The organism is Thermomicrobium sp., assembly GCF_053493975.1.
Window position 1 is genome coordinate 21,558 of record NZ_JBRBZA010000051.1, and the last position, 21,050, is coordinate 42,607.

Sequence of the window (21,050 nt, forward strand, 5' to 3'; positions counted from 1 at the left end):
TCAACGGCGGATGCCGACAAAGCGCCAGACATCGAGTTCCGGGAGCGGTGCGCCCAGTTGGGTGAAGAGCACCGCCAGCTGCGACCGGTGATCACAGCCGTGCACGATGGCTTGTGCGACGATCGCTGCAGCGGGGACCGAGACGGGCCCGAAAACGGCTGACGTATACGAAATCACTCGGTCGCCTGGAACGCTCGTTGCGAGCTCGAGCAGTTCGCGTCCAGTGCGCTCGAGCGAGGTGGCGATCTCGTCGAGCGAGGCATCGGCCGGGAGATCGACCGGCTCTTCGCCGCGCAAGCGTGAGACGTACAGCGCTTCTGCCCAGGCGAGATGCGCCAGAGTCGCCCGGACCGATCCATAGACACCAGGCGGTGGCGGCGCATCGAGCAGGGCGGGATCGACGGATCGGCAGTGCTCGACGATCAGCCGGTTGGCCCAGTGGTTGAAGCGGAGCAGTTGCGTCAGCGCTTCCATGGTCCCTCCTCTTCCCGGTGAGCGCACGCAGGGGTCGAGAGCGGCGAGCCGATGTTACCGCAGCGACGGTTCTCGCGTCGATGAGCGACGAGCAGTGACTCGCTCACTCGGTTGGTCCCCAGACGATGACCTCGTTGTGCCGGTCGAGACCGAGCGCGCCGAAGGTCGGCCAGGACAACTCGATGACCCAGCGGCTGCGCCAGGCGGCGATGTGACCAGGTGCGACCGTGTCACCGATCGTGCACCAGAGTGCCTGACCGTTCGCGATCAGCAGCAGGCGTTGACCGGGGCGGAAGTCGGGGTGCACGCAATAGTAGCCGTGCGGATCAGGCGCAGCGTCGGCTACGGCGCCACCCCAACTCGCATAGGCTGCGAGCGTGCGCTCCCACCAGGCGACATCGTAACTCGGGTCGTAGAAGGCAGCATGTCCGCGCCCGATTTCGGTCAGAGCTGGGCCACTCGGCACGGAGGCACCGGGCGGAAAACGCTGACGGAGGTCGTCGGCGGTGTGCAGGACATCGTCCGGACGCGCACGGCTGCCGGAGGCGGCGAGATACTGGGCGAGTCCGCCTTCGATGCCTGCCTGGGCGATCGCCTGGGCCAACAACTGGGCCGCCAGGCGCGCGTTGACGCTCGGATCGAGCGGGTATGGCTCGCTGACCAGTCGCTCGCGGGGGACGAGCAGCAGTCCGAGTCCCCGCGCGTTGGCTGCGAGTGGATCGTTGTGGGTGAGCACGGTGGCCAGGGCGACCAAGAGATACGGGTCGACTCGTGCAGCGCGAGCGGCGGCGACCAGCACGTCACCGAAGGGCATGCCACTGGCCAGTGCGTGGACTTCCGGGTCCGGGGAACCGGCGATCCCGCGCCAGAGCCGGTAGTGGAGCCCGACGTTGCCCCATTCGACTTGCCAGCCGGGGGGATTGGTGGGGTCGTAGGTCAACACGCGTCGCTCGAATGCCTGCACGAGGACGAGTCGCTCGGTACCGGCGACGCGCGTCTGCACCCAATACGGCTCGGTGAGCGGATAGCCGGTCAGTGTCAGCCACGGCAAGGGCTGGTGCTGCAGCGCCTCCCAGAAGATGCTCGGGATGTTGTGCCCACTCGTGGACTCGTAGACGGCGATGTGGACGGATGACCCTGGCACGGCGTCGGACACGACCCGGCCATCGCGTCGGAGGGCAGCGGTCACCAGCTGACCGGTGCGGTCGGGGGCACGGCGCTCAGTGGCGGCGTCGCCGATCGTCGCGACTGCTCGGAGCGATGCATAGGTGGGAGCACGGTCGTTCTGGGTCACGTCTCCCGCGACCGGGATGTCAGCTGGTGCGACCGGTATGAAACGCCGGTCTCCGACTTGGAGCGAGCCGGAAATCATATCGCGCACCAGCAAGCCGAGCGTGAGCTGCCGGGAGTCGGCAGCGGCCGGGTCGCTCACCTCGACGCGGGCCTTGTCGAAGTAGTAGACGAGGCGAGCGCCACCGGGTGCCTCCTGATACGGCTCGATCGCGATGGCCCGGATGGCGGGACCGAGCGTCCAGGTGGGACCGTTGCCCTGAAAGCGGGCGAATCCGTCCAACTGAACCCAGAGTGCGGCGACAGCTGGGATCGCTGTCGTCGGATCGTCGCTGCGTGTCGGTGCCGCGGCGACCGGCGTGGCCGAGGCGAAAAGTGCGAGTGTGCCCAGTAGGAGCAGCTGTTTCAGTGCTGCTCGCATCCCTTCCCTCCCTGTTCCATGGCGTTCCTGCCGATTGCAGGACGCGATCGGCAGATAGCTGGGGACCCCTCTGGTCCCCCAGCGCACGGGCGGGGAGTATACGAGTGCGTGCAGCAGATGTCAAATCTGAGGGCCAACTATGAATTAGAGCCTCGTCGTTCTCTGCGATTCCGTGTGCGATCGTGTTCGAGTGGAAGAATCGGCGAAGGATTGGATATGAACAGTCTCTGAAGAGAATAAGAATAGCCCAGCGTCTTCTCAGCAAGTCTCGATCCGGTTACGATGGTACAATCGATCCGACGGACTACTGGACGACGAGGGGGTTCGCATGGCACGGCTCGACGACGCCACGATCGCGTCTCTTCTCCAGGAGATCCCCGGTTGGGAACGCCAGGGCGATGCGCTCGTTCGTACCTACACCTTCAAGAACTTCCGGGAAGCCATGGCTTTCGTGAACCGCGTGGCCGAACTCGCTGAAGAAGCGCGCCATCACCCAGATATCACGATTCGGTACAACCGCGTGCAGTTGCTGCTCACCACCCACGAAGCAGGGGGAATTACCGAGCGCGACATCGCGCTCGCTCGCAAACTGGCGGAGTTGGTGAGCTAGCGTGGGCGAGCCAACAGGTCGGCGATCGCTTCCCAGGAGAGGACGGTGACGACCCGATCGGCTGCGGCGAGCTCGGGGAAGGGGCGGCGGGCGACGGCGAGGACTCGCAACCCTGCTGCGCGTCCCGCCGCGACTCCAGCTGGCGAGTCCTCGACAGCGACGCTCCGTCCAGGCTCGACCCCGAGCCGGATGCAGGCGGTGCGATAGGGCTCTGGGTTCGGTTTCCCGGCGCGGACGTCCTCTGCCGTCACCACCGTCGTGATCCGGCCCATCAGGCCAGCGGTGCGGAGTGTCCAGTGCGCTTCGGCGGCCAGCGCCCCGGTGACGAGGGCGACTGGATAGCCAGCCTCGAGCGCGGCGTGGACCGCGGCGATGCCATCGGTCAAGAGGTCGACGCTGCCTGTGGCCAAGAGTTCCCGATAGAACCTCGCTTTGGCTTCCAGTACCGGTTCGAGCCAGCTGGAGGGGATGCCGAGCGCGTGCATCGCTGCGGCGATCGCTTCCCGGTCAGGTCGGCCGATCATCTGGCTGCGGTAGAGGTCTTCGGTGAGTTCGGGGAGGCGCAAGTGGCGGAATGCCTGGCGCGTGGCCTCGAAATGCGCCTGCTCGCTGTCGATGAGGACACCGTCCAGATCGAAAAGAACACCGCGGTCGTCTCGGCTCATCTATCCACTCCCTGCACGTGCTCGTGCCGAGTCCAGCATACTTGTCTTCGAGCGCAGCGAGGCGGCGCTCGAAAGCGAGGAGATGGACGATGACGACCGCACGCGTACGGGTTCGCTTCGCACCGAGCCCGACCGGTGACCTCCATGTCGGCGGAGCGCGGACCGCGCTGTTCAACTGGCTCTTCGCTCGCCAGCACGGTGGCGCCTTCATCTTGCGCATCGAAGACACCGACCAGGCGCGCTTGGTCGGTCAAAGCATCGCCGGCATCATCGAAGGATTGAAGTGGCTCGGACTGGAGTGGGACGAGGGCCCGGATATCGGCGGACCATATGGTCCCTATATCCAAAGCCAGCGACTTCCCCTCTATCAGGAGCATGCTCGCTGGCTGGTCGAGCACGGTCACGCCTATTACTGCTTCTGCACGCCGGAGCGCTTGGAGCGTGTTCGCCAGGAACAGCGAGCACGCGGCGAGCCGCCGGGCTACGATCGGCACTGCCGCTTCCTTCCACCGGAAGAGGTGGAAGCACGACTGGCCCGCGGCGAGCCAGCAGTGATCCGCTTCAAGATGCCGCTCGAGGGCGCCACGACGATCGTCGATCTTTTGCGTGGCGAGATCACCTACGAGAATCGGTTGCTCCAGGATCTCGTCCTCCTCAAGTCGGATGGTTTCCCGACGTACCATCTCGCCAATGTGGTCGACGACCATTTCATGGAGATCTCCCACATTCTCCGTGCCGAGGAGTGGATTCCGTCCGCACCGCTTCACGCGCAGCTCTATCGCGCTTTCGGCTGGGAGATGCCGGTACTCTGTCACCTTCCGCTCATCCTGAGTCCGGACGGAAAGGGAAAGCTGTCCAAGCGGCATGGCGCAACAGGAGTCCTGGAGTTCAAGCGCCTCGGCTATCTCCCCGAGGCGATGATCAACTACCTGGCACTGCTCGGTTGGGCGTACGATGCCGAGCGCGAGATCTTCTCCCGCGAGGAGTTGATCCAGCTCTTCCGGCTAGAGGAAGTCAATCCGCACCCAGCGCGCTTCAATTTCGAGAAGCTGCTTTGGATGAACCAGTACTACATCAATCACATTCTTTCGCTCGACGAGTTCGCGCGACGCTGCATCCCCTTCTTGCGCGCTGCAGGGCTGGTCGGGCCGGAAGCAGACGATCCGGCGAGTCCCGCCTTCGCCTATGTCCGGGAAGTCGTCGCGCTGGTCAAGGATCGTGCCAAGCTGCTCAGCGAGGTACCGGAGTTGACGCGCTTCTTCTTCGCCGACGTCGATGACTACGACCCCGAACTCTTGCTGCAGCGCAAGATGGAGCCGGAACGCGTACTTCAGGCGCTGGACCGAGTGATCGAGACGTTGCGTGAGGCCAACTTTGCTGACGAGACCGATCTCGAGCAGCGCTTGCGGAGGCTCGCCGAGGAACTCGGGCTCAAGACGGGGCAGCTTTTCATGCCCATCCGGGTTGCGGTGACTGGGCGCACGGTCTCGCCAGGACTCTTCGAGACCTTGCGCGTGCTCGGAGCGGAGCGCTCGCTGGAGCGCCTGGCACGGGCACGCGACAAGCTCGCCGCCTACCTCGCGGCGCGGGCGAGCAGCGCGACGGCGTGAGAGGTGAACGAGCCGATGCGCCGGGCAGGCCAGAGGAGGCAACCGGCGAGCAGTACGCCGGAGAGCCCGAAGAGTCGCGGGCTCACGATCGCGCTGCTGGTCATCGTCGCTGGGCTGGTTCTCCAGCTGGCGATCGTGTTGCTTTCCGGTGGAGCGATCGGTCTCACCCAGCTCAGCCTAGGGCTCTTAGCCTTGGCCCCACTGGTCGGGGCTGTCGGTGGTGCGCTCTGGCTGTTCCGGCGCCTCCGTTCCTGATATGGAGACCCATCACCCCAGAAAACTGTTGCGTTTTTGTAACGCATTTCTCTTGCTCGAGAGTGCGCGATGAGTATCCTGTAACTAGGCCCCGACGATTCGAGGCTGGGAATCCGAAACCCGCAAGGGGAGTAGGAAACCCGAACCGAGGATCGTCGGGGCTTTTTCTTGCGGTTTTGCCTCCTTCTGTGTTCTCGCGCTGCCCTACCCTCGTCGTGTTGGCCGCGCCGCCCGGGCTCTCGGCTCCGTCCGGCATCTCGGGAGCGAGCGAGAGCGCTCTCGCTGGGCGAGCTGAACGCACGCGAGGCCCCTCACGTGATGATCCTCGTGGTGCGAGGGGTGACCCCTGCATCGTTCCGACGGAGGTGCCACCGGCAGAATCCTGTTCGCGCTCCATCGTGCGACTGGCTTTAGCCGGCCAGGTCGAATGGCCGCTGTGCCGCGCCCCGGCCTGTCGCATGGTACAGTCCTTGCCGAGGGGGCAAGGTGTCCCCCCGCGCGGACACCGCGATAGCTGGCTGGCCGAGTGGAGCCAGAGTGGTTCCTGCCTCGCTGGCCTGGCGATCATAGGGTCGATCACCTCGCGGAGTGCGAACCATGGAGTTCTGCCTCGATCTGTCGCCTCACCGCTGGGCGCGAGCACAGGATCCGCGCGCGGCGGTGAACTGGACGCTCGAGACGATCGCTGCGGCAGATCGCGCGGGCCTCCACTCGGTCTGGCTGAGCGAGGATCCCGATGGGTGGGATGCGATCGCGGTCGCCAGTGCTGCGGCGGGACGCAGCGAGCGGATCCGTCTGGGTACGGGCGTGACGAGCGCGCTCCTCCGCCATCCCGTGCAGATCGCGATGGCTGTCGCGACGCTGGACCGGCTGAGCGGTGGACGGGCCTTTCTCGGTCTCGGTCGAGGGCAGCCGGAGTTCTACGCGTATGGTCTCGGCATTCCGGCTGATGCGCCGCTCGCGACGATGCGGGAGGCGATCGCGCTGCTCCGGCAATGGTGGCAGCCGCCGTATCGGGCGTCGCTGGAGGGAACGCGGTTCCGTGTCCGCGATTGGCCCCTCAGCATCGCTCCGCTCCAGGAGCATCTCCCCATCTATCTTGCGGCGCTCGGTCGACAGGCCCTGCAGCTCGCTGTCCGGTCAGCCGATGGCATCCTGATCGCGGACTTCGCGAGCGAACACTTTCTGGCCCAGCTGCTCCCGACGCTGCACGCTGATCTCGCGGCAGCCGGGCGCGATCCGTCCTCGTTTCCGGTCTTCCTCCGCGCCAACCTCGTGATCACGGACGATCCGGAGCCGGTGCTCGAGGAACGGAAACTCCCCTTCGCGTTGCTCTGCACGCTTCCCGGTATGGCCCAGCAGGTCGTCGTGCCGGGTTTCGATGTCGAGCGCCTCATCGCTGAGTTGCGCCGGCTCCTGCGGATCGACGACCTGCTGCGCGCGGGACGCCCGTGGCACGATATTCGGCGCTCGGTCGATCCAGCTCTCGTCCGCCGGCTGGTTCCGACGGAACTCGTCGCGCAACTTTGTCTCATCGGGCCGGCGCGGGATCTGCGGCCTCGCTTGGCTCGCCTCGCTGCGCTCGGAGTGACGCACGTCTTCCTGCGGGCGCTGCCCGAGCCCGATACCGAGGCCTACCGTGCTGTCGTGCGAACGCTCCTCACCGGTCCAGCGGAACAGGAGTCGTGAAGCCGCTCGCTGCCAGTCGCCCTGCGCGCTCCGGGAGGCGCGTGCCGATCCGTTCTTCCCCGTGGAGAGGGGCAGCGAATCGTCCGTCTCCACGGAGCGCTGTCACCGCCTGCTCGAGCAGGATCTCCTGATAGATCGCCTCATAGGCGTCGGTCATCGCGATACTGGAGAAGTGCTGCTCGACGTGGCGGCGGCAAGCTGAGCGATCGATCCGATCGATCTGCCCGACCTTCTCGACCATCTCGTCGAGCGTCTTGCAGCGGCAGATGTACCCGGTCACGCCATCGACGACGATCTCTTCCACGGCGCCACCCGGGAAGGCCACGACCGGAGTGCCACAGGCCATCGCTTCGGCGAGAACCAGGCCGAAGGGTTCGGGCCAATCGATCGGGAAAAGGAGAGCGAGCGCACCGCCCAAGAGTTCGGCCTTCTGTCGCTCATCGACCTCTCCCAGGTATTCGACACCGGGGGTGCCGAGCAGGGGCAGGAAGTGCGCTTCGGCCCAGTCGCGGTCAGCAGGGTCGATCTTGGCTCCGATCTTGAGCGGGAGTCCCGACCGCCGTGCCACCTCGATCGCCCAGTCCGGGCGCTTCTCCGGTGAGATCCGGCCCACGAAGGCGAGGTACGGTGGATCCTGCGGTTCCGGTCGGAAGGGAAAGTTTTCCAAACGGACGCCGTTGTAGACCGTGCCGACCCAGCGCAGTGGCAAGTCAGCCAGCGGTGCCCGTTGGCTCCAGCTGATGCTGATCAAGCGCTGATCGGTGAAGCGACTGAGCACGCGCCGCGTTTCCGGCATGTCCAACCGGCCGTGCAGGGTGGTCACCGTCGGTGTCGTGACGGTGCGAGCGAAGGGGAACGTCAAATAATCGACGTGGGAGTGAATGATGTCGAACTCGTCAGCACGCGCGTACACCTCTTCGAGCATGGCAACGTGCAGCGCGATCGGGTCTCTCGCCCCCGCCAGACGCAAGCCGGAGGGGGCCATCGGGATCAGCCGAGCACTCGTCTGGGAGTCCGCTGTGGCGAAGAGCGTCACGTCGTGCCCGCGCCGGACGAGCTCTTCGACCAATGCGAAGACGACTCGCTCGGTTCCGCCATACAACTTGGGTGGTACCGCCTCGTACAGGGGCGCGATCTGCGCGATCCGCATTCCCTCCACCTCCCGTCCCGGACTGTCGTCACGCTTTCGAAGACCAGGTCGCTGATGGAGCAGCGAACCGGCACAGAACGCCGACCACTCGAACATAACGCATTGAGCTTGTCCGTGTCAAGGGCACAGAACGACTCGACGCAGTCTCTGCCGCATCCTGAGAGCTAGAATGCGGGCGAAGGGAGGCTTTCTCGGATGCTGGAGAGCACGCTCTCGCATCTCGTCTGCACCGGGTGCCAACGCATCGTCTCGGCTGACGAATGGCATGGAACGTGCCCGGATTGCGGTCACGTCTTGGCTGCTCGGTACGATCTAGAGCGCGCCCGCCGGACTTTTCACCCTGCCGAGCTGGCTGCTCGCCCCTGGACACTCTGGCGCTATGCGGAACTCCTGCCGGTGCGCGATCCCCGCTTCCGGCTCACGCTGGGCGAGGGTGGCACACCGCTCCTTCCAGCGCCGCGGCTCGCTCGCACGTTGGGGTTGCGGCGGCTTTGGCTGAAGGACGAGAGTCGGAACCCCACCGGGAGCTTCAAGTCTCGCGGTCTGGCCGTCGCGGTGAGTCGGGCGATCGAACTCGGGGCTCGCGCGGTCGCCTTGCCATCAGCCGGGAACGCCGCTGCCGCGCTCAGCGCCTATGCAGCGCGCGCTGGTCTTCTGGCTTTCGTCTTCCTCCCGATGGATACGCCGCCGAGCATCGTTCGGGAATGCCTGGCCTATGGTGCTCGGGTCTACCGCGTGCGTGGCCTCATCACCGATTGCGGGCGCCTCGTGCGTCGCTTCGCCACCGAACGCGGGTGGGTCGATCTCTCGACGCTCCGCGAGCCCTACCGTGCCGAGGGCAAGAAGACGATGGGGTTCGAACTCGTCGAGCAGCTCGGTTGGCGTCTTCCCGACGTCATCGTCTATCCGACCGGTGGGGGAACCGGCATCGTCGGTATGGAGAAAGGCTTCGCCGAACTCGCGACGCTCGGGCTGCTCGCTGGTTCACCTGCGCGTTTCGTCGTCGTCCAACCGGCCGGGTGCGCACCCCTCGTGCGCGCCTTTCACGACGGCGCCATCGGAGCACGACCGTGGGAAGGAGCGCAGACGATCGCGCCCGGGCTCCGTGTCCCCGCGACTATCGGGGACGAACTGGTTCTCGCAGCCGTACGGGCGAGTGGTGGCACAGCGGTCGCGGTGAGCGATCAGGAACTTCTCGAGGGGATGCGGATCCTCGCGACGACCGAGGGGGTGCTCGTCTCGCCCGAGGCCGGGGCGACCGTCGCGGCGGTTCGGCAGCTCAGGGCCAACGGTTGGCTGGCTCCCGATGCCGAAGTGGTGCTCTTCCTGACCGGCAGCGGTCTCAAGCATCCGGAACTCCTTCCCTCCGACGAGCAGTGTCCTGTGCTCGATCCGGACGCTGAGACGCTGCCCGATTCGCCGGTCGGCTGAACCAGCTGGACTCGGTGGGAGCGTGACAGCGCTGGGCTTCAGTGGAGGGGCTGACAGCGTGGGCAGAACACGCTGCTCCGGCCAGCGATCCTGGTCCGCGCGAGTCCGGTTCCGCAGCGTGGGCAGGGCGTACCAGCCGGCTTGCCGTACACCTGGAGCCGGGACTGGAAGGAGCCGGCTCGTCCCTGACCGTCGCGGTAGTCGCGGATGGTGGTTCCGGCGTTCTCGATCGCTGCCGACAGGACGCTGCGCAGCGCGACCAGCAACCGCTCGACCTCGTCCAGGGAGAGCGTCTCGCAGCGCCGTGCCGGATGGAGACGCGCCTGGTACAAGGCCTCGTCCGCGTAGATGTTGCCGATTCCGGCCAGGAGCGCTTGATCGAGCAGTGCAGCCTTGATCGCTGTCCGACGCTCGCGCAGACGCGACCAGAGCGCGCGTGGGTCGAGGGACGGATCGAGCGGCTCGGGGCCGAGTCGCCTGGAGAAGGCTTCCCAGCCTGCCTGGTCGAGGAGAGCGATGCGCCCGAATCGCCGGATGTCCAGATAGCGGAGCAGGAACCGTTGCCGCCGATCGACGAGCGAAGGGGGCAACGGTCGCGGCGTGCGCATGACCAGTGCCAGGTGACAATGCTTTCCAGGGGCAGCAGTAGGGTGGCTGAGCCGGAGTTCCCCGGTCATGCCGAGGTGGATCACGAGTCGGTGACCGTTCGTTAAGCGAGCAGCGAGATACTTCCCGCGACGTTCGAGTGCGACGATGCGGTGCCGGCGCACGCGACGGACGAATGACGGCCACGGATCGAGCAGAATATCCTCGGGGCGCTCGCCGCGGAGCGCGCCGATGACCAGCGCGCCGATGAGAACGGGCGCCAGAGTGCGGCGGATGGTTTCGACTTCCGGTAGCTCTGGCATGCCGACCTCACGAACGAGGAGGGAAGGGAATGGCTGATGTCTGTATCTTCTGCGAGATCGTCGCAGGTCGCCAGCCCGCTCGCCTCGTCCATCAGGACGAGGCGGTGACCGTCTTTTGGGATATCCACCCCCAGGCGCGCGTCCACCTCCTCGTCGTCCCCAACCAGCATATCCGGTCGCTGGCCGACGCGGAGGAGAGCGATCCGCTCTTGCTCGGCCGCTGCCTGCAAGTCGCAGCCAAGGTCGCGCGCGAGCATGGGCTCGACCGGAGTGGCTACCGGGTAGTGACGAACGTCGGCCCCGATGCTGGTCAGAGCGTCTTCCACCTCCATTTTCACGTCCTCGGTGGCAACCGGTTGCGTCTGCCGCTCGGTTGATCGCCTCGGTGAGCGCTCGTGCGGAGACGCCGCGCCGGAGCGCGTTCCGACGCGGCGTCTGGCCGTCATGCCTCGTCTCGTTACGGTCGGGCGAGCACGCTGCGTGGCACGATCGGGTTCGCCCCAGCCTCGAGGAGCCGCTGGCTGAGGGCCGGGAGTTCCTCGTCGAAGACCTTCTGCACGCGTGTCAGAATTGCGTCGATTTCGGCGGCGAGCAGCCGATACACCTCCTGCTCACCAGCTGTCGGGCGGTCGTCCGCGCTATCGACGAAGCTCTGCAAGATCGCCAACCGCGCTGGCGCGCGTGGTGGGAATTGGCGCGGGTCGTCCATGCGTGGCTCCAAGAGTTCATCCACGAGCGCTCCGAGGCGATCGATCATGCTCCGCACGGCGTCCACGAGATCGGCAGCAGCGCCACTCGCCTCCAAGCGGTCGCGCCACTCCAGGAGTTGGCGCCGGGTGTCGCGCAGGCGGTTGATGGCATCATGGGCTTCCGAGACCTTGTCGCGGATACGCACCAGCAGCTCGTACTGTCGGACGAGGTCCTCGCGGGTGACCGAGAGGCGCGGATCGGGACGGATCTCGAGCGGTTGCGTCCAGCTCCGGTCGCCCACGGTCAGGCGAACCTGGTAGGTGCCGGGTACCACGCGCGGGCCGACCAAGTATCCCTCGTAGGGTTTGTCACCGATAGCCCGACGAGCACCTTCGATGCGGAGATCCCAGACGAAGCGGTGGAAGCCAGGAGTCTTGGCCAGGCGTGGGGGGAGGGATGGCTTCTTCTCGTCCGGCACATCGGGTAGCGGATCGACCGGCTTCTCGCTGGAAAAGCGCCGCAGCTCGCGGCCATCCGCATCCAGGATGCTCAGCGTCACCTCGGCTGGTTCTTCGGAGAGGTAGTAGGTGATGATCGCTCCGTCCGGCGGGTTCTGACCAGCGTCGAGCGGTCGCGCCTCCTTGACGCCGGTCGGTTGTTCGGTGACCCAGGCCGCATAGACGATCGGACCGGCCCAGCGGTAGCTCACGGTGTTGGGCACCTCGCTGCCGTATCCGGGATAGGTCCTGAAGCGGATGGTCGGGCGCGGAGCGAAGAGAGAGGCTGGTTCGTCCAGCCGAGCCGGATCGAGTTGGCGGAGCGGCGTCACGTCGTCCAAGATCCAGAAGCTCCGACCGTGCGTCGCGACGACTAGGTCATCGTCCTTGACGACGAGATCGTAGATGGGGCAGATCGGGAGGTTCCCCTGCCAGCGGTGCCAGTGCTGGCCGTCGTCGAGCGAGATCCAGAGTCCCGTCTCGGTACCGAGGTACAAGAGGCCCGGCTTGGCTGGATCGACGCGGAGCACGCGGCAGATCGTCTCGGCCGGGAGATCGCCGCGCAGCGCGTGCCAGGTCTTGCCGCCGTCGCGCGTGACGAAGAGGTAGGGGGCGGGATCATCGAGTCGGTAGCGGTGTGCAGCCAGGTAGACCGTCTCCGGGTCGTGGGGCGAGACCTCGAGCGACGCGACTGTCGCCCACTCGGGCAGCTCGGGTGGGGTCACGTTTTCCCACGTTTGGCCACCGTCGCGCGAGACATGGACCAGACCGTCGTCCGTGCCAGCCCAGAAAACGCCCGGTCGGTGGGGCGATTCCACGAAGGCGAAGATCGTGCAGTAGACCTCGGCACCGGTGTTGTCGCGCGTGATCGGTCCACCGGAGGGTCGGAGCTTGTCCGGGTCGTTCCGCGTGAGATCCGGGCTGATCACCTCCCAGGTGTAGCCGAGATCGCGCGAGCGGTGCACGACCTGCGAGCAGACGTAGAGCGTGTTCGGATCGTGCGGCGAGAAGAGGATCGGGAAGGTCCACTGGAAGCGGTAGCGGAGCGACTCCGCTCCCTCTGCCATGCTCGTCTCGTACGGCCAGACCGTGATGTTGCGCTGCTCGCCGGTTCGGCGGTTGTAGCGAATCAGTCTCCCGTTCCCCTCGCCGCTCCCGATCGCTCCCCCGATCACGATAGCGGGGTCGTCCGGCTTGACGGCGATGTGCCCGCTCTCGCCGCCTCCCGGCTCTTCCCATTCGCAGGTGGTGATGGCCCCGTTGACCGAGCGGCTGGGCAAAGCGATCGCCGTATTGTCCTGCTGGGAGCCATAGACCCAGTAGGGGAAGCGGTTGTCGACGGTCACGTGGTAGAGTTGGGCGGTCGGCTGGTTGAACTGCGTCGACCAGGTGCGTCCCCCGTCGAAACTGACGCACGCGCCACCGTCGTTGCCGTTGATCATGCGCAGCGGATTCTTGGGATCGATCCAGTGGTCGTGGTGATCACCGTGCGGTGTCGGGACCTCGCTGAAGGTCTTCCCTCCGTCGATCGACTTCCAGAGCTTGAGGTCGAGCACCCAGAGCGTGTCGGGATCGACCGGATCGGCGCAGAGGTGGTGGAAGTACCAGGCGCGCCAGCGGAGATCCCCCTTCTCGCTCACCCGTTCCCACGTTTCGCCGTAGTCCTCGGAGCGGAAGAGCGCCCCGTCCTCGGCCTCGACGAGCGCCCAGAGTCGCCCCGGCTTGGCGGAGACGGCCAGTCCCACGCGCCCGATGATCCCCTTGGGGAGGCCGGGTTTGCGGGTCAGCTCTTCCCACGTCTCTCCACCATCGGTGGAGCGGAAGATGCCGGAGCCGGGACCACCGCTCACCAGCTTCCAGGGCCAGCGGCGTGCCTGCCAGAGCGCTGCGTAGAGGATGCGTGGATTGTGCGGGTCCATGACCAGGTCGATGGCCCCGGTCTCGGCGTCCCGATACAAGACGCGCTCCCAAGTTCGCCCACCGTCGCGGCTGCGGAAGACGCCGCGCTCCTCGTTCGGGCCGAACGCGTGCCCGAGCGCCGCGACGTACACGAGGTCAGGGTCGTGTGGATGGACGCGGATCTTGGCGATATGCCGGGTATCGCGCAAGCCGACGTTGACCCAGGTACGGCCGCCATCGGTCGACTTGTAGACCCCGTCCCCATGGGAGACATTGCCGCGGATGCAGGCTTCGCCGGTACCGACGTAGAGCACGTTCGGGTCGGACGGCGCGATCGCGATGGCACCGACCGCAGCGGTCTGGAAGAACCCGTCCGAGATGTTCCACCAGGTCGTCCCCCCATCCTCCGTCTTCCAGACGCCTCCGGCACAGGCACCGAAGTAGAAGACCATCGGATCGTCCGGGTGCCCAGTCACCGCCACGACACGCCCGCCGCGATGGGGGCCGATGCAGCGGAACCGGAGCGCTGCCGTCAAGCGACCGATCGTCTCTCCAGTCATCCTGACCATCCTCCCTGCTGACCGAACGCGCGAGGGTCACGCGCTCCCTGCGCGCCGCTCGCCAGTGTCGCACGAGTTGCCGATGCAGTGAAGTGCTCGCCTCGCGAGGTTGTTGCTCGATGACCGCGACGTCCGTTCATTGGACTGCCGTATCAGTCCGTCTCCGGAGGCTGCCGCGTTCCTCGATCCCTCGACGTTTTCGGTTCAACGAGTTCCGGTTGGGTGTGGTCGTACGCTGGATGCCGGTCATTCTTTCGCTCTCTGCTCACGTGTGTGGTCGATGAGCGTCTGCTGGCTTGACGGGGGCTTGGGACCCGTGGTTTCGCGCTAGCCAGACACACCGAGCTTGCGGACGAGCGAACTGGGCACGGGTACCTCGCTGGCCGAGCGGCTTTCCTGCAGGTATCTGCTCTCGTCGTGACGTGGACACGCACCCGACTGTGATCGAGGAGACGACGAATGAGCGTGTCAACTGGTTCGGGCTTCCTCACTGCAGCGGAAACGAGGCGATCCGCACCAGCTCCGCACGACAGGCGAGCAGCGAAACGAGGGAAAGGGCCCTCCACCGCCGCTGATTCGTTGGTGAAACGTGGAGTTGCTTGAAGCGATGTTTTGGGATCCCCGTCACCGGCATGCGTCACCCGAGCGCGGAGTTCGAGCAGGGAAACTCGCATGCCAACTCGCGACCCTCGGCTGGGTGGCTGTTGCCGGTCTCGCTTCTGACATCGACGCAGGAGCGCCAGGACACGCTCGCGCATCCTCACGCGGCCGAAGGATCGCCCTGCTCGAGCGAGGATTGGGAATCGCGTTGTGGCGCGAGGACTGTCCGAGAAGCATTCCTCGCGTGGCTCGTCCCGACCATTCCTCGGAGAGGCAGGCGCGCCACTGGATCGCTCGATGTCGATGGGGAAGCGCTCGGCGCCAGGTATTCCGGACCGGAGGGCTCGGGCTCCTGGACGGCTCGGTGCAGCGGAACCGGCTCAGCGGGGATCCGCGACCGCGATCGTTGCCAGGTGAGCTTCCGCGGTCGTCTCTCGGCCCGCCCCTGCCCAAGTCGTTCACTGACCGTCGTTCTCGCTCACCGTCGGAAGGGGAACGGCTCGCGGACACGGATGCGGTGGAACTCCTCGGCATAGTGCATGCCGTGCCGGACGCCGCGCTCCATGGCGGCCTGCCGGAGCCAGCGCTCGACGAGCGCCAGCCGGTCCCCGAACTGGCTGCGATGGGCACGGAGCGCAGCCAGCTTCCGCTCGAGCGTCGTGGTGATGTCGACCGCATGGTTGAGCACCGGTGCGTTGATCACCCAGATCTCTTGGACGTAATGCGGAGCGAGCCCTTCGCTCAAGAGTTCGGGAAAGTCCCAAGCGTTCCCCGCTGCCGGGTAGGCGGCTGCCAAGGCGGCCTGTCCGACCGCCAGGTGATCGGGGTGATAGCGCCCGACCTGGTAGGCCGGGGACCAGGTCCGTTCCGGTGAGGGGATGACCAGCACCTGCGGCCGGTAGCGGCGGATCAGGCGTACCAGATCCCGTCGGAGTTCCAGGGTCGGCTCCAGCTGGCCATCCGGATAGTCGAGAAAATCGACGCTCGCTAACCCCAGGATCCGGGCTGCCTCGCGTTGTTCCGCCTTGCGCTGCTCGCTGATGCGCCGGCGGGCTTCCGGGCTCACGTCGGTCGCGTCGTCCGGTCCGCCGGCTCCACCATCGGTCACCACGACGAGCCGGACAGTCCAGCCTTCCTCCACCCAGCGCGCGACCGTCCCACCGCAACCGATCTCCATGTCGTCCGGATGCGCTACGATCACCAGCGCGCGCCGTTCGTCTCGCTCTGCGGTCATCGTTCGTGTTCCCTCCCTCCATCCTTCACGCGGTTCGCCCGCCGACCTCGGCGGTCGAGCAGGACGTTCGCCCTACTCTACTGCACCAACGCTTCCCCTCGTGCACGCGGTGCGCTGAGCGATCGAGCGCACGTCGGCGTGCTCGCGCGCTGCCAGCAACGGGCATCGCGGCGAGCGCGCCAGCGCTGTCCGGCTCGCACGCGATCCGGCGCTTGCGCGCGATCCCCGAGGAAACGATGAGAGGGAAGCCTTCCCGAGCGGGCGGGAGTGGGCAGCCGGGCATGTCGCTGCACACCGGACCGGGACGAGTGCGATACCGAACTACTCCAAGGTTTGCCGGATTGCGTGATGCGCTCATTATGTCGCTGTCCATTCTCATCGTCTTCCCGCCCGGTGCGCGTCCCGAACCGGGTTCGGCGCTCGGGCGAGGCATTCGCGTGTGCCGCTAAAACCTGCGCGACGAGGTGGCGGACCATCGATCCGCCGAGCGATCGCGCCCTCCCGCGTTGGCATCCGCGCGCCAGACACCGGCCCACTTCGCGCGTGTTCCAGTGTGCAAGCTCCCCCCTGACTGCGCAGCTCAGCATGGGGCGGGACAACGGCATCACTGGAACCAGCTCACCCTGGACATGCAGGCTGGCCGACTGCCTCGTGTCGTCCGGTCTTCCCGCAGTATCATTCGTGCGCGAGCTGGGGAGCGAGTACGCTGTGTCCAGGGCAGTGACGGTCCTCTCCTGACGTTGCCGTAGACTAGATCGATGACCCCTCGCTCGACCGGTCTTCGGCGCGCCGAGCGCTCTCCAGTGCCAACGAGAACGGCGATGCGTCGTGCGACGCGTCTCGCCTTCGAGCCTCTCCGACGAGACAGGAGCCGAAGCGCGCTCCCTCTCGCTGCCGGCTCCGCCTGCCGACAGGGAGAGTGGACGAAGCGCGGCGCGCAGGGAAGGAAAGCGGAGCCATGCAGCGCTGGGTCGTCGCGATACTGCTCACGCTCATCGGGGCGAACCTGAACGGCGTCCTCGCTCCGACCGGTGCCATGACCGATCCGCAGGCGCTCGTCCGACCGCCAGCGGGCTTCGCTCCTGCTTCGCCAATGCTGCTCGCCCAAGCTGCCGAACGCGCGCGCTACCAGCGCATTTTCCCGCCGGACGACCGCGTGCGCGTCACGCCGACCACGAGCTTGCCGGCCTCAGCGATCGTCCTGCTCGTCGGTGAAGCGGCTGACGGCGCCCTGTTTTCCTGCTCCGGGACGCTGATCGGACCGGCAGTCGTTCTCACAGCAGCGCATTGCCTCTATCTCGCTGAACGGGGCGGTTGGGCTACCCGTCTCGTGGTCATCCCTGGAGCGGACCGTCAGCGAGGACAGCTAGTGACCCCGTTCGGAACCGCCTCTGCGGCTGACGGGTCAGTGCCGCGCGGCTGGGTGGAGGGCGGGATCAGCCCGGACGAGACGTACGACTTCGGTGTCGTCTTGCTCGATCGCCCCCTGGGTGACCAGGCGGGGAGCCTGCCGCTGGCTGCCTTGGCCGACAGCGAGTTGGAGAATCGCTCCTGGTCGGCGACGCTAGCCGGCTATCCGGGCGACAAACCGTTCGGCACGCTCTGGTTCGCGCCGGTGGGGCGGTTAGACGCCATCGGATCCGCCCTGTTGGCGACGGACGTCGATGCTGTCCAAGGGATGAGCGGCGGTCCGCTCCTGCGCGAGGACACCCAGAGCGTCTTCGGGATCGTCGTGGCCGAGTCGTTCTTGACCAATTTCGCTCGCCGGGTGACACCGGACGTCGCGCGCTTCGCCGAGCTCTTTTGTGCCGAAGTTGGTTGTCGACTAGGAGGATCGCGGTCCCCGGCACCGCCGAGTCGACCGGAACCGCGTCCGGCTCCACCAGCCCCCGGGATCGGGATGCGCTTCGTCGCGGTGGAACCAGCCCGCTACGCGACGGTCCCTCCAGGCAGGGTGCGCGTGAGCGTTCAGGTGGAGTCGGAACGACCGTTGCGTGAGCTCGTCGTCCGCGTGGCCTCCTACGAGGCGCGCAGTGACCAGCCGGCCGTGTCGCTGGATGCTTGGCTGGACCCAGGCAACTACACCATCGAGGCGGTCGCCCGCGATACCCGTGGGCGCGAGCTCCGCACGTTGTGGGACATCGTCGTGAGCTGGGATCTCGGCGATACGCTCTGGTTCGACAGTCAGGGCCGACCGAAGGCCGATGCAATCAATGCGACGGTACGCGCGCTCGTCGAGGCCTTCCGCTGGCACCTCTACGGGACGAGCTGGGACGGACGCGACCACCGCGGCACGATACCGACCCACGCCCAGGTGGTCCGCCCGCCCGAACCGGTGCCGGTCCTGGTGAGCGCCGACGGCTTCGACCGGCCGATCACCGAAGCGACTTTGCGCGCCCTCGTGGAAGCCTTCCGCTGGCATCTCTACGGTATCTCGTGGGACGGTGCGCCCCACCCGGAAATCCCGACGCACGTGCAGCAGCTTTTGCCTCCCGAGCCGATCGCCCCTTGGTTCACTCCCGAAGGGCAACCGATCCCGGAAGCGATCACCGCCACGTTGCGCGCGCTCCAGGAGGCCTTCCGCTGGCACCTCTACGGTGCGACCTGGGATGGGACGCCGCGCCTCGATATGCCGACCCACGCGTGGGAGTGATGCCGCGCTCATTGCCCCCCGACCAACGGGATGACGGCACCGTTCAGGGCGGCTCCCTCCGCGGAGCAGAGGTACCAGAGCAGCGCTGCCACCTGTTCCGGCTTCACCCATTTGGTGAAGTCTGCAGTGGGCATGGCGGCCCGGTTGGCCGGCGTGTCGATCGTCGCCGGGGCGATGCAGTTCGCCGTGACGCCGGTGCCGCGGCACTCGCGCGCGACCGCCAGCGTCAGCGTGACCACCGCCTGTTTGACCGCTGCATAGGCGACGGCACCCGGACCAGGATCGAGCGCGGCTCGGGCACCGACGGTGACGATCCGCCCGGAACCCTGCGCGAGGAGATGCGGGAGCGCCGCACGCAGCGCGGAGACGGTCGGCCAGAGGTTGAGCGCGAGCAACTCCTGCCAGACCTCCTGCCCCGTCTCGACGAGACGACCGGGCCGGAAGCCACCAGCCAGACACAGTACCCAATCCAGGCGACCGAAGCGTTCGAGCGCGGCCGCGACCGCCCGTTCGCCACCCGCGGGATCGGCGAGGTCGACGGTGAGCCCTTCGACGAGGCTGGCCAGCGGGCCGAGCGAGTCCCGGAGTCGCTCCCAGTGCGCGTGTGTCCGATAGGGCACGAAGAGGCGCACTCCTCGCTCGGCGAAGAAGCGGACGACGACCGATCCGACTTGCCCCGTCCCCCCAGTCACCAGTGCGACCGGAACCTCGCCCGTCATATGACCCCCCTTGCAGGGAACCCGAACTCGTCGAATCAGTGTACTCCCTGCGGACCGTCAGAGCGAGTCGATCGGCTGAGGGCGCCCGATCGCGAACCCTTGCGCGTGGTCCACGCCGAGCTGGCGAAGGAGCACCAGCGTTTCCTCAGTTTCGACCCACTCGGCGATGGTCTCGACCCTGGCGGCGCGGGCTAGCTCCACCATCGCTTTGGTGATGCTCTGGTCGAACCGATCGCCAGGAAGGTTCACGATGAAGTTCCCATCGATCTTGAGAAAGTCGATTGGTAGGGCTCGAAACTGGTACAGCGAAGAGTAGCCGACGCCGAAATCGTCCAGTGCGACGAGACAGCCTCGCGCCCGCAGTTCCTCGAGCCGTTCGCGTACCTGCTCGAAATCGATCAGTGCTGCTGTTTCGGTCACTTCGAAGACGAGTTTGCCAGGTGGAATCGCTATGCGTTCCAGCACGGCCATGAGCGACCGGAAGCTGGCCCTGTCACGCAACGTCTGGGCGGAGAGATTGACATGGATGCGACCGCGAGCAGTGAGATCGAGCTCGAGGACGCGCTCGATCACCCAGGCGTCCAGGTGGGGCATCATCCCGAGGCGCTCGGCGACCGGCAGGAAGAGATCGGGACTGATCATGTGGTCGCCATCGCGGAGGCGGAGCAGGACCTCGTAGCCAGTGATGCGGGAGCAGCGCAGGTCCATGATGGGCTGCGCGAAGAGCCGGAAGTTCGCGGATTGGAGTACCGATTGGAGCGTAGCGAGGTGCGCGGCTGGCTGCTCGGCTGCTGACGTCGCTCGCTCATAAACCTCGGCACGGCCGCGGCCGCGGTATTTGGCCGCATAGAGAGCTCGATCGGCAGCGACGAGGAGTTCCTCGACCGTCGTCCCATGCTCCGGGAAGAGCGCGATGCCGCAGCTCGCGCTCAGATGGATGACTCGATCAGGAAGTGGAACCGTGATCCGAGCGATAGTAGCGAGCAAGCGCCGCGCGACGCTCTCGACTGTTTGAGGGCTGACTGGAGAAATGACCGCAGCGAACTCGTCTCCACCCAGGCGCGCAACGAGTTCCTCGGATCGCAATGCGCTCGCGAGCCGGTTGGCGACCGCCCGGAGAGCTGAGTCACCAGCAACGTGCCCGAGTCGGTCGTTGATCGCCTTGAAGTTGTCCAGATCGAAGAGCAAAAGGGCTCCCGCCTGTCCACTGCGCATGGTGCGTGCGATCTGTTTTTCTAGTGCCTCGAACAAGGCGTGCCGGTTGGCGATACCGGTCAGCGGGTCATGACGCGCGAGGTAAGCGAGATGCTCTTCGATGCTCTTGCGCTCGCTGATGTCCTCGACCGTGCCCTCGATGAGCAGCAGCTACCCCTCCGGAGCGCGTTCGACCCGGCCGGACAGGCGGACCCAGATGAGCTTGCCGTCGCGCTGACGCCAGCGATATTCTGTCCCGACCAGGACGCCGTCTTCTCGGAGCCGGCGAAGCCAGTGCTGGGCTTCCTTCCGATCACTGAAGACGTCGAGAAACGATCGGCCCTGTAGGTCGTCGCTGCGCTCCCACCCGAGCAGTCGGGTGAATGCGCGGTTCGCCTGCAAGATTTTCCCCTTTGGGTCGAGCTGAAAGACTCCAACGGGCAGGTCGCTGATCAGCTGCTCGTTCCGTTCTCGCTCCAGCGCGCGGGCGATCGCGACCGC

Annotated in this window: 17 protein-coding genes; 7 read left to right on the plus strand and 10 right to left on the minus strand. The window is 66.4% G+C overall.

Annotated elements, in window-relative coordinates; all coding sequences use genetic code 11:
* A complete protein-coding gene (locus ACWIVK_RS08700) occupies positions 1-474 on the minus strand; it encodes a DinB family protein (RefSeq protein ID WP_448576257.1) in 474 nt (157 codons plus the stop codon).
* A 103-nt stretch (positions 475-577) separates the two neighbouring features.
* Positions 578-2,185 carry a hypothetical protein gene (locus tag ACWIVK_RS08705; protein ID WP_448576258.1) on the minus strand — a complete coding sequence of 536 codons (1,608 nt, stop codon included), beginning with the start codon at positions 2,183-2,185 and terminating at the stop codon, positions 578-580.
* Positions 2,186-2,513: 328 nt separating this feature from the next.
* On the opposite strand from ACWIVK_RS08705, the gene ACWIVK_RS08710 reads away from it, so the two are divergent.
* A complete protein-coding gene (locus ACWIVK_RS08710; RefSeq protein WP_448576259.1) occupies positions 2,514-2,795 on the plus strand; it encodes a 4a-hydroxytetrahydrobiopterin dehydratase in 282 nt (93 codons plus the stop codon).
* On the opposite strand, the gene ACWIVK_RS08715 is transcribed toward ACWIVK_RS08710, so the two are convergent.
* On the minus strand, positions 2,792-3,460 hold the full coding sequence (locus ACWIVK_RS08715; RefSeq protein WP_448576260.1) for an HAD family hydrolase: 669 nt from the start codon (positions 3,458-3,460) through the stop codon (positions 2,792-2,794). The genes ACWIVK_RS08710 and ACWIVK_RS08715 overlap by 4 nt on opposite strands.
* A gap of 89 nt (positions 3,461-3,549) precedes the next feature.
* Here ACWIVK_RS08715 and gltX point away from each other — a divergent pair, with 89 nt between their 5' ends.
* The 3 genes from gltX (at position 3,550) to ACWIVK_RS08730 (ending at position 7,014) form a co-directional block, all read left to right on the plus strand.
* Entirely contained in the window at positions 3,550-5,070 is a 1,521-nt protein-coding gene (gene gltX, locus ACWIVK_RS08720) for a glutamate--tRNA ligase (RefSeq protein WP_448576261.1), read from the plus strand.
* A gap of 3 nt (positions 5,071-5,073) precedes the next feature.
* A complete protein-coding gene (locus ACWIVK_RS08725; protein WP_448576262.1) occupies positions 5,074-5,325 on the plus strand; it encodes a hypothetical protein in 252 nt (83 codons plus the stop codon).
* Positions 5,326-5,922: 597 nt separating this feature from the next.
* On the plus strand, positions 5,923-7,014 hold the full coding sequence (locus ACWIVK_RS08730; RefSeq protein WP_448576263.1) for an LLM class flavin-dependent oxidoreductase: 1,092 nt from the start codon (positions 5,923-5,925) through the stop codon (positions 7,012-7,014).
* Here ACWIVK_RS08730 and ACWIVK_RS08735 read toward each other — a convergent pair.
* Positions 6,986-8,164: a glycosyltransferase family 4 protein gene (locus ACWIVK_RS08735; protein ID WP_448576264.1), complete on the minus strand. Its 1,179-nt coding sequence runs from the start codon at positions 8,162-8,164 to the stop codon at positions 6,986-6,988. The genes ACWIVK_RS08730 and ACWIVK_RS08735 overlap by 29 nt on opposite strands.
* 195 nt (positions 8,165-8,359) lie before the next feature.
* Between ACWIVK_RS08735 and ACWIVK_RS08740 the strand changes: the two genes are divergently transcribed.
* Positions 8,360-9,595 (plus strand): threonine synthase, encoded by a 1,236-nt coding sequence (locus ACWIVK_RS08740; protein WP_448576265.1) that lies wholly within the window; start codon positions 8,360-8,362, stop codon positions 9,593-9,595.
* Positions 9,596-9,633: 38 nt separating this feature from the next.
* Here ACWIVK_RS08740 and mutM read toward each other — a convergent pair whose 3' ends face one another.
* Positions 9,634-10,503: a bifunctional DNA-formamidopyrimidine glycosylase/DNA-(apurinic or apyrimidinic site) lyase gene (gene mutM, locus ACWIVK_RS08745; protein ID WP_448576266.1), complete on the minus strand. Its 870-nt coding sequence runs from the start codon at positions 10,501-10,503 to the stop codon at positions 9,634-9,636.
* A gap of 29 nt (positions 10,504-10,532) precedes the next feature.
* On the opposite strand from mutM, the gene ACWIVK_RS08750 reads away from it, so the two are divergent.
* Complete coding sequence (locus ACWIVK_RS08750; protein WP_448576267.1) at positions 10,533-10,880, plus strand: histidine triad nucleotide-binding protein; 348 nt, start codon at positions 10,533-10,535, stop codon at positions 10,878-10,880.
* 80 nt (positions 10,881-10,960) lie between these two features.
* On the opposite strand, the gene ACWIVK_RS08755 is transcribed toward ACWIVK_RS08750, so the two are convergent.
* Positions 10,961-14,149, minus strand: a complete 3,189-nt coding sequence (locus ACWIVK_RS08755; protein WP_448576268.1) for a WD40/YVTN/BNR-like repeat-containing protein — start codon at positions 14,147-14,149, stop codon at positions 10,961-10,963.
* A 1,078-nt stretch (positions 14,150-15,227) separates the two neighbouring features.
* Positions 15,228-15,983: a PIG-L deacetylase family protein gene (locus tag ACWIVK_RS08760; RefSeq protein WP_448576269.1), complete on the minus strand. Its 756-nt coding sequence runs from the start codon at positions 15,981-15,983 to the stop codon at positions 15,228-15,230.
* Between the two features lie 958 nt (positions 15,984-16,941).
* On the opposite strand from ACWIVK_RS08760, the gene ACWIVK_RS08765 reads away from it, so the two are divergent.
* Complete coding sequence (locus ACWIVK_RS08765; RefSeq protein WP_448576270.1) at positions 16,942-18,636, plus strand: trypsin-like serine peptidase; 1,695 nt, start codon at positions 16,942-16,944, stop codon at positions 18,634-18,636.
* Between the two features lie 8 nt (positions 18,637-18,644).
* Here the strand turns inward: ACWIVK_RS08765 and ACWIVK_RS08770 are convergent, their stop codons facing one another.
* From ACWIVK_RS08770 to ACWIVK_RS08780, 3 genes are all read right to left on the minus strand, one after another.
* Positions 18,645-19,355: an SDR family NAD(P)-dependent oxidoreductase gene (locus ACWIVK_RS08770; RefSeq protein ID WP_448576271.1), complete on the minus strand. Its 711-nt coding sequence runs from the start codon at positions 19,353-19,355 to the stop codon at positions 18,645-18,647.
* 57 nt (positions 19,356-19,412) lie between these two features.
* Complete coding sequence (locus ACWIVK_RS08775; protein ID WP_448576273.1) at positions 19,413-20,720, minus strand: putative bifunctional diguanylate cyclase/phosphodiesterase; 1,308 nt, start codon at positions 20,718-20,720, stop codon at positions 19,413-19,415.
* The coding region (locus ACWIVK_RS08780) for a PAS domain-containing protein (RefSeq protein ID WP_448576272.1) at positions 20,721-21,050 on the minus strand (330 nt) is incomplete at its 5' end. It abuts the gene before it with no gap.

What these genes read in the sequence shown, in the direction of transcription:
- ACWIVK_RS08755 (WP_448576268.1), bottom strand. Translation starts at nt 14,149, where the DNA reads ATGACTGGAGAGACGATCGGTCGCTTGACGGCAGCGCTCCGGTTCCGC.
- ACWIVK_RS08770 (WP_448576271.1), bottom strand. Translation starts at nt 19,355, where the DNA reads ATGACGGGCGAGGTTCCGGTCGCACTGGTGACTGGGGGGACGGGGCAA.
- ACWIVK_RS08740 (WP_448576265.1), top strand. Translation starts at nt 8,360, where the DNA reads ATGCTGGAGAGCACGCTCTCGCATCTCGTCTGCACCGGGTGCCAACGC.
- ACWIVK_RS08760 (WP_448576269.1), bottom strand. Translation starts at nt 15,983, where the DNA reads ATGACCGCAGAGCGAGACGAACGGCGCGCGCTGGTGATCGTAGCGCAT.
- ACWIVK_RS08710 (WP_448576259.1), top strand. Translation starts at nt 2,514, where the DNA reads ATGGCACGGCTCGACGACGCCACGATCGCGTCTCTTCTCCAGGAGATC.
- ACWIVK_RS08765 (WP_448576270.1), top strand. Translation starts at nt 16,942, where the DNA reads ATGCAGCGCTGGGTCGTCGCGATACTGCTCACGCTCATCGGGGCGAAC.
- mutM (WP_448576266.1), bottom strand. Translation starts at nt 10,503, where the DNA reads ATGCCAGAGCTACCGGAAGTCGAAACCATCCGCCGCACTCTGGCGCCC.
- ACWIVK_RS08715 (WP_448576260.1), bottom strand. Translation starts at nt 3,460, where the DNA reads ATGAGCCGAGACGACCGCGGTGTTCTTTTCGATCTGGACGGTGTCCTC.
- ACWIVK_RS08705 (WP_448576258.1), bottom strand. Translation starts at nt 2,185, where the DNA reads ATGCGAGCAGCACTGAAACAGCTGCTCCTACTGGGCACACTCGCACTT.
- gltX (WP_448576261.1), top strand. Translation starts at nt 3,550, where the DNA reads ATGACGACCGCACGCGTACGGGTTCGCTTCGCACCGAGCCCGACCGGT.
- ACWIVK_RS08700 (WP_448576257.1), bottom strand. Translation starts at nt 474, where the DNA reads ATGGAAGCGCTGACGCAACTGCTCCGCTTCAACCACTGGGCCAACCGG.
- ACWIVK_RS08735 (WP_448576264.1), bottom strand. Translation starts at nt 8,164, where the DNA reads ATGCGGATCGCGCAGATCGCGCCCCTGTACGAGGCGGTACCACCCAAG.
- ACWIVK_RS08730 (WP_448576263.1), top strand. Translation starts at nt 5,923, where the DNA reads ATGGAGTTCTGCCTCGATCTGTCGCCTCACCGCTGGGCGCGAGCACAG.
- ACWIVK_RS08750 (WP_448576267.1), top strand. Translation starts at nt 10,533, where the DNA reads ATGGCTGATGTCTGTATCTTCTGCGAGATCGTCGCAGGTCGCCAGCCC.